The organism is Rhodococcus sp. JVH1 (assembly GCF_000280725.2).
Classification (GTDB): Bacteria; Actinomycetota; Actinomycetes; order Mycobacteriales; family Mycobacteriaceae; genus Rhodococcus_F; species Rhodococcus_F jostii_A.
Genome location: NZ_CP166289.1, coordinates 4,995,306 through 5,007,656 on the forward strand (window position 1 = coordinate 4,995,306; position 12,351 = coordinate 5,007,656).

Consider the following 12,351-nt stretch of genomic DNA (forward strand, 5'->3'; position numbering starts at 1 on the left):
TCTCGTAGTTCGAGGTGAGTGATCAGGTCGCGGCCACCACGACCGTCGCCGATCCGATGACGACCGGGCCCTTGGTGCCGGAGGCGACGAGATCGAGGGTCGCCAGCGACTCACCATTCGCCTCGGTGATCGTCGCGACCGTGCCGCCCACGGTCAGGGTGTCGCCGAGGAAGACCGGGGCGACGAACCGGACACCGAAGGAGCGCACATGCTCGACGCCGAACGTGTCGGACAGCCACCCGGCCAGAATCCCGGCCTGCATCTGCCCCATCGCGATCACCCCCGGGAAACCCGAGGTGGCGACGAAGCCGGGATCGTGGTGCAGCGGATTGAAATCGCCTCCGGCGCCGGCGAACCGGACGATGTCGGTCTGGCTGATAGGGCCGACCACCCGGGTGTCGGGGGCATCGCCGACGCGGACCTTGGCCGGAGTTCTCATCACTGCTCTCCTCGTTCGATCAGGACTTCCTCGAGCCGCACCACGGGTTCACCATCGGCGTCGACGTACTCGGTCTCCAGGGTCACGACGCGCATCGTCCCGCCCCGCTTGCCTTCTCGCTGTACGTCGTCGACGACGCGGCGGGTGCCGACCACGTGGTCGCCGGCGGTGAGCGGTCGCAGGTACGTCCACGTGACCGAACCGACCACCACCCGCGCGAGGGCCAGGCCCAGCGAGTCGACGAACGCGCGCTGGTCGCGTTGGTGTCCGGCGACGACGGTGTGCGTGAGAGTCGCGGGTACATCGCCGAATCCGGCGTCGCGCGCGGCGGCCGGATCGGTGTGCACGGGGTCGGTCGTGAACGTCGCGCGCGTGAATTCGCGGATCTTGCCGCGTTCGACGTCGTATTCGACGCGGTCGACGACGCCGGCGGGGAGTGGGTCTGACATCCGGGCCTCCTTTTTGGACTGACCTATAGTATCATTGAGCCTAAATTCGTGAGGAGGGTGCAATGGAGCTCGCTGATTCCCCAGACGAGGCCACATTCCGTGCAGAGGTCCGGAAGTGGGCCGAGAAAGCGGTCCCGACGCTGCCGTGGCCGGAACCGGTCGATCTGGTCGACAAGGTGCCGTTCTGGCAGCAATGGCAGCGACTGCTCTTCGACTCCGGCTACGGCGGGATGTCGTGGCCGCAGGAGTACGGCGGTCAGGCCGCCGACCCGATCCGCAAGGCCATCTTCACCGAGGAAATGGACCGCGTGGGTGCGCCGGAGCGGCTCAACACCATCGGCGAGGACTTCGCGGGCCCGACCATCATCGATTTCGGGACACCCGCGCAGAAGGAACGGTTCCTCCGGCCCATTCTGACCGGCGAGGAAATCTGGTGCCAGCTGTTCTCCGAGCCGGAGGCAGGATCGGACCTCGCCTCGCTGCGCACCAAGGCCACGAAGGTGGACGGGGGCTGGAAGGTCAACGGGCAGAAGATCTGGACCAGTCGCGCACACATCGCGGCCCACGCGATCCTGCTCGCCCGCACCGGCGGCGGCCCGCGGCACAAGGGCATCACCTACTTCCTGGTGCCCATGGACAGTGAGGGCATCACGGTGCGCCCGCTCGCCCACATGCTCGGCGAAGCGGAATTCAACGAGGTGTTCCTCGACGACGTGTTCATTCCCGACGACCTCGTCGTCGGAGAGGTCGACGGCGGCTGGAAGGTCGCGATGGGCACGCTCGCCTACGAGCGGGTGGCGATCGCGACGGGCCGCGTCAACACCAAGCGCGCCGTGGGCGACATTGTGTCGGACATCGCGGGGATGACCGACGACGCGGGCCGCCCGCTCGGTGAGGACCCGGTGATCCGGCAGAAGGTCGCCGACCTGTACGGCCGCGCCCTCGTGCACTACCTCATCGGCCAGCGCGTCATCACGCTCGCGGCCAACGACGGCCCGCCGGGGCCGGTCACGTCGATCGGCAAGCTGTTCTTCTGCCCGCTCGTCGAGGAACTCGCCGATTTCCGGTTGTCCCTCGAACCGGTCGGCGGGCAGTTCGCCCTCGACGACGACCAGCAGAAGACAGCGCGGTGGCAACGGCTCGCGTATCAGGCCCGCGGCACCGCCATCGCCGGCGGATCCACCTTCATCCAGCGCAACATCGTCGCCGAGCGCATGCTCGACATGCCGAGGAGCTGACCGTGTCCGACTACACCTGGCATCCCACCGACGAGTACGTCGAGAACGCCAACGTCACCCGGCTCGCCCGCGCCCACGGGCTCTCGGGCCTGGACGAACTCCGTGCCCGTTCCGTCGCCGACGTGCGGTGGTACTGGGACGCGGTGGTTCGCGATCTCGGCCTGCCGTTCCAGACCCCGTACCGCGAGGTGCTCGACACCTCCCGCGGAATCGAGCACCCGGACTGGTTCGTCGGGGGCAAGACGAACGTCGTCGACGCGTGTCTGGGGCGGTGGCTCACCGACCCGGCGGCCGCCGATCGGACCGCGGTCGCGCACGAGGCGGAGGACGGCACCGTCCGGAGCCTGTCGTATCGCGAGCTCGCGGCGGAGGTCGAGCGGGCGGCCGCGGGACTTCGGGAGCTCGGCGTCGGCAGGGGGGACGCCGTAGCCCTGTTCCTGCCGATGATCCCCGAGGCGGTCGTGTCGGTGTACGCGGTCGCGCGGCTCGGCGCGGTGCTGGTTCCGCTGTTCTCCGGCTTCGCTCCCAGCGCGATCGCGTCCCGCATCCAGGACGCGGACGCGAAGGTGGTGATTGTCGCGGACGGAACGGTGCGGCGCCGCAAGTCCGTCACGATGAAGCCGGCCCTCGACGAGGCTCTCGTCTCGTGCCCGACCGTGCAGTCGGTCGTCGTGGTCGAAAACATCGGCGCCGACGTAGAATCCACCGGCCGCGACATCTCCTGGGCGAAGCTGCTCGGCAACGGCGGCGATCCGGGCCCGGTCGAGGCGATGAACGCGAGTGAGCCGTTCGCGCTGGCGTACACGTCCGGCACGACCGGCAAGCCGAAGGGAGCCGTGCACACGCACGCCGGGTTCCTCGTGAAGACAGCCAGCGAGGTGGCGTACTCGTTCGACCTCACGCCCGGCGGGGTGTTCTGCTGGATCACCGACATGGGCTGGATCATGGGGCCGCTGTCGATCGTCGGCACCCACGCCAACGGCGGCACCCTCGTGCTGTACGAGGGTTCGCCGGACGTGCCGGACACCGACCGGTTGTGGGACCTCGCGCAGCGGCACGGGGTGACGATGCTCGGCGTCTCGCCGACATTGATCCGTACCCTGCGCGGACGGGATTCGGACGTCGCGGCGCGGTACGACCTGTCGTCCGTGCACACGATCGGGTCGACCGGCGAGCCGTGGGATCCGGACTCGTACGACTGGCTGGCACAAGATGTGTTCGGGGGCCGCGTTCCGGTCATCAATTTCTCCGGCGGCACCGAGGTGGGCGGCTCGTTCCTGGCGCCGTACCCAGTGGAGCCGATCCACAGCTGCTCGCTGGGCGGTCCGTCGCTCGGGATGGACGTCGACGTCGTCGACGACGCGGGACGGTCGTTGCGCGGCGAACAGGGCGAACTCGTCTGCAGGCAGCCGTGGCCGTCGATGACGCGCGGGGTGTGGAAGGACGAGGAACGCTACCTGGAGGCGTACTGGTCGACCTTCCCCGGCATGTGGCGGCACGGCGACTACGCCCTCGTCGACGACGACGGCCAGTGGTACATCCGGGGTCGCTCGGACGACGTGATGAACGTGGCCGGCAAGCGTCTCGCGCCGGCGGAGGTCGAGGCGGTGCTGACCGCACATCCGGCGGTGTCCGAGGCGGCCGCGGTCGGTGTCCCGGACCCGAAGAAGGGCGAGGCGGTGTGGGCGTTCTGGGTTCCCCGCGCGGACGCCGACGGTGACACGGACATCTCGGCCGAGTTGATCGCCAGTGTGGCAGCGGAACTCGGAAAACCGTTCGCGCCCAGCGTGGTACACCGGGTGTCACGGTTGCCGAAGACCCGGTCGGCGAAGATCCTGCGGCGTGCGGTGCGGGCTGCGGCCCTGGGCACCGATCCGGGTGACCTGTCGGGTGCCGAGAATCCGGAGGCCGTGGACGAGATCCGCGCCGTGGTTGTCACCAACTCGGCGACGTGAGTGCGACGAGGGCCCCACACCGTGCGGTGTGGGGCCCTCGTCGCGACTGCTGCCGCAACATTCAGTCGTCGAGGGGAATGTCGGTGCGCTCCTCGAAGTCCTTGATCGACTCGGCGTACGAGTGGACGTGCCGGCTCATGCGCCGCACGGCGGCATCGGCGTCCTTGTCGCGAATGGCCTTGGTGACCGAGCGGTGTGCGCGGACGGTGATGTCGCGAACCTTGTCGTCGATGAAGCCTTCGTTTTCCGTTGCGGCATAGATGGCGCGCGAGAGCGAAATCATCAGGCCCGACAACAGTTCGTTGTGACTGGCGCTCGCAACGGCGACGTGCCAGTCGATGTTCGCCTGCAGAAAAGCGTCGAGGCTGTCGCCCGCGCCCGCGATGTCGTCGTTGGCGGCGTCGAGTCGCGCGAGATCCTCATCGGTGCGGTGACGGGCGGCGAGTTGGGCGCAGAAGGGCTCGATCGCCTCGCGGGTCTCGAGCAGCGCGGCGAGACGGATCTGACGACCGCGGATGAGCAGGGCCACCGTGTCCGCCATGGACTGTTCGCCCGGCCGCTGAACGAAGGCACCCCCGGCTCGGCCCGCCTTGATGCGCACGAGTCCCTGCACCTCGAGGATGCGGAGGGCCTCGCGGACGGTGGTGCGGCTCATCTTCGTCTGAACGACGAGTTCGCGCTCCGGCGGCAGCGGTGTGCCTTCGACGTAGTCCCCGCTGAGAATGCGCTCGCGCAGCTCGTTCGCGAGGACGTCCGACGCCTTCGGTACCGCCATCGGTGTCAACTGGATGGAGGAACGTCCGTTCCGGGTGGTGTTCGGCACGGCTGATGGCATGGCTCCCCGCCCTCTCTGGTCTAACGGTCAGACCTAATATACCATTGGGTTCTCGCTGCGTTCGTCTTGCAGCCTATTCTTCGTCTCATCGAGAGGGCCAGTTGTATGCGCTGGGAACTGTCAGAAGAGCAGGAAATGTTCACCGAAGCCCTCGACGGCTGGCTCGGGCGGTTCGCCGCTCCGGCGAATGTCCGCAAGTGGGGTGAATCGGGTGATCCTGCCGAGTTCGAGCAGAAATTCGCCGAGGAGGGCTGGTTCTCCGCCGGCCTCGCCGAGGACATCGGTGGTCAGGGCGGTGGTCTACTCGAATTGGCGTTGACCGCCGAGGCGCTGGCCCGGTACGCCGCGCCGTCGAGCGCCTGGACCGCGTCCGTCCTCGCGGCGCCCCTGCTGCCCGCCGACGTCGCCGCCGACGTGCTGGCAGGGGGTGGTTTCGCGGCCGTGGCCGTCGACGCGACGCGTCCGTTCGGCCTCGCCGATTCGGTCCGCGCCGACGAGGGCGGCGCACTGACCGGCCGCGTCGCCACGGTGCTCGGCGCCGAACGGGCGAAACTGCTGGTTGTCCCGGCGACCGGCCCGGACGGCACCGCAGCCCTGTACCTTGCGCGCGTCGACGACCCGGGTGTCACGGTCGAACAGCACCGCTTCCTCGACCCGTCCCGCGCGGCCGCGGATGTCCGGTTCGAGGGCGTCACCGGGCGGCGTCTCGACGTCGAGGCCGAGACCGCTCTCGAGGACGCCGGACTGCGGGCGGCCGTGCTCGTGGCCGCGGACTCGCTCGGGGCGATGGACCGCATGCTGCATCTCGCCGTGGACTACAGCAAGCAGCGGCAGCAGTTCGGTGTCGCGATCGGGTCGTTCCAGGCCGTGAAGCACGCTGCGGCAGGCATTCTCGTCTCCGTCGAGGCGGGACGGTCCATTGCCTACTACGCCGCGGCGTCGGTCGATCTCGGTCTGGACGACCGCGCGATTCATGCCGCCGTCGCCAAGGCTCAGGTGCCCCGCAATGCGGTGCAGGCGGCCGACAGTGCTCTCGTGATGCACGGCGCGATCGGCTACACGTGGGAACACGACCTGCACCTCTACTACAAGCGGGCCAAGCTCGACGAGAAGTTGTTCGGTGGCCCGGGCGTGTGGAACGAGCGCGTCGCACGGGATTTGCCCCTGCTGCCGGCTGCCGGTTGATTGGTCGTTGACTTTTTGGTCTGTCCTTTAGTAATTTAAGTCCAAACGGAACCAACGACGACGGGACGTGCTGTGGACTTTGATCTGACCGAGGATCAGGCGACGATCCGAGATGCGGTGCGAGAGCTCGCCGGCAAGTTCGACGAGCAGTATTGGGTGGAGAAGGACGGCGCGCACGAGTTCCCCACCGAGTTCTACGACGCGTTCGCCAAGGGCGGCTGGCTCGGCATCACCACGCCGGAGGCGTACGGCGGGCACGGGATGGGCATCACCGAGGCCTCGATCCTGCTCGAGGAAGTTGCCGCCTCCGGCGCGGGCATGAACGGTGCGAGCTCGATGCACCTGTCGATCTTCGGGATGCATCCGGTGATCGTGCACGGTTCGGAGGAGCTCAAGCAGCGCACCCTTCCGCGAATCGTCGACGGCGACCTGCACGTCTGCTTCGGGGTCACCGAGCCCGGCGCCGGTTTGGACACCACCAAGATCACCACCTTCGCGCGGCGCGAGGGCGACAAGTACATCGTCAACGGCCGCAAGGTCTGGATCTCGAAGGCGATGGAGTCGGAGAAGATCCTTCTCCTCACCCGCACAACGAAGTTCGAGGATGCGAAGAAGAAGACGGACGGTCTGACGCTGTTCCTCACCGACCTGGACCGCTCGAAGGTCGACATCCGCCCGATCAAGAAGATGGGGCGCAACGCGGTCACGTCGAACGAGTTGTTCATCGACGGCCTCGAGATTCCGGTCGAGGACCGGGTGGGTGAGGAAGGCAAGGGCTTCAAGTACATTCTCGACGGCCTCAACCCGGAGCGCATGCTCGTCGCGTCGGAGGCCCTCGGCATCGGCCGGGCCGCGTTGCGCCGGGGCGTCCAGTACGCCAACGAGCGTGAGGTGTTCGGCAGGCCCATCGGCATGAATCAGGGCCTGCAGTTCCCGCTCGCGGATTCGCTCGCCCGACTCGACGCCGCGGAACTCGTCCTGCGCAAGGCGACGTGGCTCTACGACAACGGAAAGCCCTGCGCCCGTGAAGCCAACATGGCCAAGTACCTCTGCGCCGACGCCGGTTTCCAGGCCGCCGACCGCGCCCTGCAGACCCACGGCGGGATGGGCTACTCGGAGGAGTACCACGTGGCCCGGTACTTCCGCGAAGCCCGCCTGACCAAGATCGCCCCGCTCAGCCAGGAGATGGTCCTCAACTACCTCGGCGAGCACGTCCTCGGCCTCCCCAGGAGCTACTGATGTTCGAACTCACCGGAAAGTCCGCCCTCGTCACCGGTGCCGGCAGCGGCATCGGCGCGTCGGTCGCGCACGCCTACGCCCGCGCGGGTGCGGCCGTGCTCGTCACCGACGTCGACGGCGATGCCGCAGCCGCGGTGGCCGCGGAGATCACCGCCGCCGGTGGCTCGGCGAAGTCCGCGGCCCTCGACGTCCGCGACGGCGAGGCGGCCGCCGCTGCGGCGGAGCAGGCCGCCGCGCTGAACGGCGGCACGCTCAACATCCTGGTCAACAACGCCGGCGCCATCGCGCCCGCGATGTTCCCGAACCTCGAAGAAGACGACTTCCGCCGCATCGTCGACATCCACCTCGTCGGCAGCTTCGTGTGCAGCAAGGCCGTTCTCCCGTACCTGCCCACCGACGGCAGTGGGCGCATCATCAACGTGACGTCCGCGGCCGGCCTGGTGGGCACCATCGGGCAGGCCAACTACGGTGCCGCGAAGGCGGGCATCATCGGTCTCACGAAGTCGCTGGCGCGTGAGCTCGCCAAGAAGCAGGTGACGGTCAACGCGCTCGCCCCGCTCGCCGCGACCAAGATGACGGAGAACATCCGCAGCAACGAGAAGCTCGCCGCCAAGACACTCGCGCGGATCCCGTTGGGCCGCTGGGCAGAACCAGACGAGATTTCCGCGAGCTTCGTGTTCTTCGCCTCCGACGGCGCCGCGTACATCACGGGCCAGGTACTGCCCGTCGACGGAGGAACGGTGATCTGATGGCCGACAAGCGCAACCCCTTCCAGCGTTCCGCGCGCGAGGTCGTCATCGCCGAAGCCGCCCGCACCCCGATGGGCAAGTCGCACCCCGACCGCGGCTGGTTCCGCGACACCCACCCCAACGACATGCTCGGCGCGGTGTACACCGACCTGATCCGCCGCAGCGGCCTCGACCCGGCCGTCGTCGAAGACCTCGTGATCGGCTGCACCGCACCGTTCGGCGAACAGTCCCGCAACATCGGCCGCAACGCCTGGCTGCAGGCGGGCTACCCGCCGGAGGTCCCGGCCGTCGTCCTGGACCGGCGCTGCGGATCCGCACAGACCGCGGTCGAGATGGGCGCGGCGCTGGTCGGTTCCGGCACCCACGACATCGTCCTCGCCGGCGGTGTCGAACACATGGGCCACGTGCCGATGAACTCACCGGCCAAGATCTCCGAACTGTACGGGGACCCGTGGCCGGAAGCACTGCGCGACCGGTACGACTTCGTGAACCAGGGCGAGAGCGCCGAACTCATCGCCGACCGGTGGGAGATCTCCCGGCAGGAGATGGACGAGTTCGCCGTCCGCTCTCACCGTCTGGCGAGCGAAGCCATCGAGGCGGGTCGTTTCGACGCGGAGATGATCCCCCTCGATCTCGCCGGCGAGACCCGCTCCAGCGACCAGACCGTCCGCCCCGGCACGAGCCTCGACAGCCTGGCCGGGCTGAAGACGGTGTTCCGGGAGAACGGCCGCATCACGGCGGGCAGTTCGTCGCCGATCTCGGACGGGGCGGCCGGTGTACTGCTCGCCACCCGCGAGGCGGCCAATACCCACGGACTGCGGGCCCGGGCCCGGATCCTCGACCAGACCACGGTCGGAGTGGACCCGATCATCATGCTGACCGGGCCGATCCCGGCCACCCGGAAGTTGCTCGACCGCAACGGGATGAGCATGAACGACATCGATCTCTTCGAGGTCAACGAGGCGTTCAGCTCGGTCGTCCTGGCCTGGGAGCGGGAACTGAAGCCCGACATGGACCGGGTCAACGTCAACGGCGGTGCGATCGCGCTCGGTCACCCGGTCGGCGCGACCGGGGCCCGGCTCATCGCGACGATCGTCGCCGAGCTAGAGCGGCGCGACGCCGAAATCGGCCTGGTGACCATGTGCTGCGGCGGCGGCCTGGGAACGGCGACCCTGATCCAGCGGATCGACTGATGATCGACCTGACACCGCACATCCGGCCCTGCGACGGGATCTGGTGGAGCCAGACGAGCGCGGAACCCACCCCGCTCGTCCACGCGCTGCTCGACCAGGTCTCGTCGATCGGCCCGGTCCGCGCGTTCGTGGGACTCACCTGGGATCGGCGGTTGACGAGCGAACTGCCCGACGAGCTCTCCGTCGTCTCCTACGGCGGCCTCGGCGAGCTTCGGCGCCTCGCGCGGCTCGAGGTCGTGCCCTGCCATTACGGGGCGCTGCCGCGGCTCTTCGCCGAACGACGGCTGCCGTGCGACGTCGGTTTCGTGCAGGTGTCGCCGCCGGACTCCGCCGGGAACTGCTCGCTCGGCGTCGGTGTCGACTACATCGCCGACGCCCTCGACCACACACCGGTCCTCATCGCCGAGATCAACCGGCGGATGCCAGTCACGCTCGGCGCACCGCGAATTCCGCTGTCGCGGTTCGCGGCGGCGGTCGAGACGGACCGGCCGTTGCTCGAGGCGCCGGACCGCGCACCCGCGGCGGCGGAGTCGGCTATCGCGCGGAATGTCGCCGATCTCGTGGCGGACGGCGACACGATCCAGGTCGGCGTCGGGACACTGCCGTCGGCCGTTCTCACCGCTCTCGAGGGGCACAAGGACCTCGGGCTGCATTCCGGCATGATCTCCGACGCGGCGCTCCGGCTGATCGACCGTGGCGTGCTGACCGGGGCGCGGAAGGAGATCGATCCGGGCCTGCACATCACGGGCGCCGCGCTCGGGACCGCGGCGCTGTACGACCGGCTGCCCGGCCTTCCGGTGGCGTTCCGCCCGGCGAGCTACACCCATGCGCCGCGAGTGCTCTCGCAGCTTCGCTCGTTCGTGTCGATCAACTCGGCCATCGAGGTCGATTTGACCGGTCAGGTCGGTGCGGAAATGCGCAAGACCACCTACGCGGGTGCCGTGGGGGGGCAGGTGGACTTCTCGCGGGCCGCGGCGATGACCGGCGGCCGCTCGATCATCGCGATGCGCGCGGATTCTCGCGGGGAGTCGACGATCAAGACCGCCCTGCAGTACGGCGCGGTCACCACCGCCCGCGCCGACGTCGACTTCGTGGTCACCGAGCACGGTGTCGCGGCACTGCGCGGATGTTCTCTCGGTGAACGCGCCCGCCGCATGATCGCGGTCGCGGCACCCGAGCACCGCGCCACCCTGGAATTCGATCTCGAGGAATACGACCTTGCATCCGCAGCGGAGTGAGGGGAAAGGAGTCGACGCCATGACGCGTCCCCAGCGGGTCCAGATCCGGGAGGTCGGTCCCCGTGACGGCTTCCAGAACGAGCCGGAGCACATTCCGACCGACGACAAGGTGCGGTTGATCAATGCCCTGGGGCGGGCGGGGTTCACCCGGATCGAGGTGGCCAGTTTCGTGCGGCCCGACGTGATCCCGCAGCTCGCGGACGGGGTCGAGGTGCTGTCGCGCATCGACGTTCCGGACGAGACGAAGCTGATGGTGCTCGTCCCCAACAGCAAGGGGCTCGACAACGCACTGAAGGTGCGCGACAAGTTCCACGAGGTCGCGATCTTCGTCAGCGCGTCGGAGACCCACAACAAGAAGAACGTCAATCGCACCGTCGACGAGACGATGGCCGACAACGACGTCATGGCCAAGCGGATCGTCGCCGAGGGGCTCGACTGCGCCGCGGTGATCGCGACGTCGTTCGGATGCCCGTTCGAGGGCAAGGTCGACCTGACCCGCGTGCTGGATCTGGCGGAGCGCTTCGCCGAGGCCGGTGCCACCGAGATCGGTTTCGGCGACACCACGGGCATGTGCAACCCCGCGTATGCGTCGGAGTTCTTCGCCGCGGCACTCGACCGGCTGCCGGGTGTCGAGGTGACCGCCCACTTCCACAACACCCGCGGCCAGGGCCTCGCCAACGCCTACGCGGCGCTCGAAGCGGGCTGCGCGAGTTTCGAATCGAGCTTCGGTGAGCTGGGCGGCTGCCCGGTTCCGGCGGGCTCGACGGGCAACATCGCCACCGAGGACCTGGTGAGCATGTTCCACGAGATGGGCGTCGAGACGGGTCTCGACCTTCCCCGGGTCATCGAGGCGGCGCGCGAAGCCCAGACGGTGCTGGGCCGCAAGCTCACCAGTCACTCGATCGTCGCGGGTCCCATCGAATGGGCATCGAGCCTGCGCTGAAGTCGGCTTACCATCAATCCACGAAAGACACAGACGGAGAAGAACATGAGTAATCGAGTTGCATTCGTGACCGGCGGTGCGCAGGGCATCGGCAAGGGCATCTCCGACGCCCTCGGGGCCGCGGGCTTCCGCGTCGCGGTCGCCGACCTCAACCTGGAGGTCGCAGAGGAGACCGCCGCCGGCATCCGCGACGCCGGCGGCCAGGCGATCGCCGTGCCCGTCGACGTCACCGACACCGCGTCCGTGCAGGCCGCGGTGAAGCAGGTGGCCGAGCAGTTCGGTCCGGTCGAGATCGTCGTGAACAACGCCGGCTGGGACGACTTCATGCCGTTCCTGAAGACCGACGAGGCGTTCTGGGACCGGATCCTCGACATCAACTTCAAGGGCCAGCTGCGGGTCATCCAGGCGACCGTCCCGGGCATGGTCGAGCGCGGCTTCGGCCGGGTCATCAACATCGGTTCGGACGCCGGCCGCGTCGGCTCCTCGCTCGAGGCCGTCTACTCGGGTGCCAAGGGTGGCATCATCGCCTTCACCAAGACCCTCGCCCGTGAGGTCGCGACCAAGGGCGTCACCGCGAACACGGTGTGCCCCGGCCCGACCGACACCCCGGCGCTGCGCAAGTTCGCCGACAGCTCCGGCCAGGACGCCGACAAGGTGATCGGCGGCATGACCCGCGCCGTGCCGATGAAGCGCCTCGGGCAGGCCGAGGACATCGGCGCCGCGGTCGCGTACTTCGCCTCCGACGCAGCCGAATTCGTCACCGGCCAGACCCTCTCGGTCAGCGGCGGTCTGACGATGTCCTGACTCCAGGCTTTCCCGAACGCGCGGCTGGAGTCATCCGGCCGCGCGTTCGGCATTCGCAGGGGTCGGACGGTAACGATCGTTTAC

12 protein-coding genes are annotated in these 12,351 nt (G+C 68.5%); 9 read left to right on the top strand and 3 right to left on the bottom strand.

Going from position 1 to position 12,351, the window contains the following annotated elements:
- Positions 1-22: 22 nt before the first annotated feature.
- Both JVH1_RS23055 and JVH1_RS23060 read right to left on the bottom strand, forming a co-directional pair.
- Positions 23-439, bottom strand: coding sequence for a MaoC/PaaZ C-terminal domain-containing protein (locus tag JVH1_RS23055; protein ID WP_043779334.1), 417 nt, complete (start codon positions 437-439; stop codon positions 23-25).
- A complete protein-coding gene (locus tag JVH1_RS23060) occupies positions 439-888 on the bottom strand; it encodes a MaoC family dehydratase N-terminal domain-containing protein (protein WP_043779331.1) in 450 nt (149 codons plus the stop codon). Before JVH1_RS23060 ends, JVH1_RS23055 begins: the two co-directional genes overlap by 1 nt.
- Before the next feature lie 62 nt (positions 889-950).
- Between JVH1_RS23060 and JVH1_RS23065 the strand changes: the two genes are divergently transcribed.
- Both JVH1_RS23065 and JVH1_RS23070 read left to right on the top strand, forming a co-directional pair.
- The gene (locus JVH1_RS23065; protein ID WP_009475552.1) at positions 951-2,126 is read left to right on the top strand and encodes an acyl-CoA dehydrogenase family protein; all 1,176 of its coding nucleotides are present in this window, start codon (positions 951-953) and stop codon (positions 2,124-2,126) included.
- Positions 2,127-2,128: 2 nt separating this feature from the next.
- Positions 2,129-4,081 carry an AMP-binding protein gene (locus tag JVH1_RS23070; protein WP_009475551.1) on the top strand — a complete coding sequence of 651 codons (1,953 nt, stop codon included), beginning with the start codon at positions 2,129-2,131 and terminating at the stop codon, positions 4,079-4,081.
- A 61-nt stretch (positions 4,082-4,142) separates the two neighbouring features.
- On the opposite strand, the gene JVH1_RS23075 is transcribed toward JVH1_RS23070, so the two are convergent.
- Positions 4,143-4,904 (bottom strand): FadR/GntR family transcriptional regulator, encoded by a 762-nt coding sequence (locus JVH1_RS23075; protein WP_009475550.1) that lies wholly within the window; start codon positions 4,902-4,904, stop codon positions 4,143-4,145.
- Between the two features lie 117 nt (positions 4,905-5,021).
- Between JVH1_RS23075 and JVH1_RS23080 the strand changes: the two genes are divergently transcribed.
- From JVH1_RS23080 to JVH1_RS23110, 7 genes are all read left to right on the top strand, one after another.
- Positions 5,022-6,101, top strand: coding sequence for an acyl-CoA dehydrogenase family protein (locus JVH1_RS23080; RefSeq protein WP_009475549.1), 1,080 nt, complete (start codon positions 5,022-5,024; stop codon positions 6,099-6,101).
- A gap of 72 nt (positions 6,102-6,173) precedes the next feature.
- The gene (locus tag JVH1_RS23085; RefSeq protein WP_009475548.1) at positions 6,174-7,340 is read left to right on the top strand and encodes an acyl-CoA dehydrogenase family protein; all 1,167 of its coding nucleotides are present in this window, start codon (positions 6,174-6,176) and stop codon (positions 7,338-7,340) included.
- Positions 7,340-8,089 carry an SDR family NAD(P)-dependent oxidoreductase gene (locus tag JVH1_RS23090; protein WP_009475547.1) on the top strand — a complete coding sequence of 250 codons (750 nt, stop codon included), beginning with the start codon at positions 7,340-7,342 and terminating at the stop codon, positions 8,087-8,089. Before JVH1_RS23085 ends, JVH1_RS23090 begins: the two co-directional genes overlap by 1 nt.
- Positions 8,089-9,282 (top strand): thiolase family protein, encoded by a 1,194-nt coding sequence (locus JVH1_RS23095; protein WP_009475546.1) that lies wholly within the window; start codon positions 8,089-8,091, stop codon positions 9,280-9,282. The genes JVH1_RS23090 and JVH1_RS23095 overlap by 1 nt, the downstream gene beginning before the upstream one ends.
- Positions 9,282-10,520, top strand: a complete 1,239-nt coding sequence (locus JVH1_RS23100) for an acetyl-CoA hydrolase/transferase family protein (protein ID WP_009475545.1) — start codon at positions 9,282-9,284, stop codon at positions 10,518-10,520. Before JVH1_RS23095 ends, JVH1_RS23100 begins: the two co-directional genes overlap by 1 nt.
- Positions 10,521-10,539: 19 nt before the next feature.
- Positions 10,540-11,463, top strand: a complete 924-nt coding sequence (locus JVH1_RS23105; protein ID WP_009475544.1) for a hydroxymethylglutaryl-CoA lyase — start codon at positions 10,540-10,542, stop codon at positions 11,461-11,463.
- A 45-nt stretch (positions 11,464-11,508) separates the two neighbouring features.
- Positions 11,509-12,267, top strand: a complete 759-nt coding sequence (locus tag JVH1_RS23110) for an SDR family NAD(P)-dependent oxidoreductase (protein ID WP_009475543.1) — start codon at positions 11,509-11,511, stop codon at positions 12,265-12,267.
- The last annotated feature ends 84 nt before the right edge of the window (positions 12,268-12,351 follow it).